Raw genomic sequence first — 593 nt, forward strand, 5'->3', positions numbered from 1 at the left:
CCCGCTCGACCGCGAGCGTCACCCCGCCTGTCCCGCAGCCGACATCGAGCACGGCCGCGCCGTCGCGCAGGTGCAGCAGGTCGAACGAACGCCGGTTGATCTCGCCGAAATGATCGGCCGCGGTGCGGTCGAGAAATTCCACGAGCGCGCCCGTCTGCGCGGCCGAATCGACGTGTGAGAACGCGGATATCTGCTCGGACATCGTGCGGGTTCCGCAGCGCGCCGGGAATCGAAGCAACGACACCCGGCGCGGCGGTCGGTTACTGCTTGACCCGCTCGACGCGCCGGTTCTTCGCCCGGCCTTCGTCGGTATCGTTGCTCGCGATCGGTGCCGATGCGCCCATGCCTTGCGCGTTCAACCGGCCCGCGGCAATGCCGTAGTCGCGGACCAGGGCCGCGACGATCGCGTCGGCGCGCCGGCGCGACCGTGCCAGGTTGTAGTCGGCGTTGCCCTGATTGTCGGTGTGTCCGGTGAAGGTCAGCTTGATGTCGGGATGGTCGCCGAGCAGCTTGGCGATCTGGTCGAGCTGCGGCTTCGAGTCCGGCTTGATGTCGGCCTTGTCGAAATCGAAGTAGATGCCGTAGATGATCGC

General features: G+C 67.3%; 2 protein-coding genes. Both read right to left on the reverse strand.

Translation table 11 applies throughout. The annotated features are described in order from the left end of the window. Positions 1–202 (reverse strand): hypothetical protein (locus D1Z90_RS21235; RefSeq protein WP_198419290.1); only part of this gene is annotated, 202 nt, incomplete at its 3' end. 58 nt (positions 203–260) lie between these two features. Then, a partial coding sequence (locus tag D1Z90_RS20990) for an OmpA family protein (protein ID WP_147378837.1) occupies positions 261–593 on the reverse strand: 333 nt, incomplete at its 5' end.

The organism is Motilimonas pumila (assembly GCF_003596335.1).
Classification (GTDB): Bacteria; Pseudomonadota; Gammaproteobacteria; order Enterobacterales; family CBDFNC01; genus Motilimonas; species Motilimonas pumila.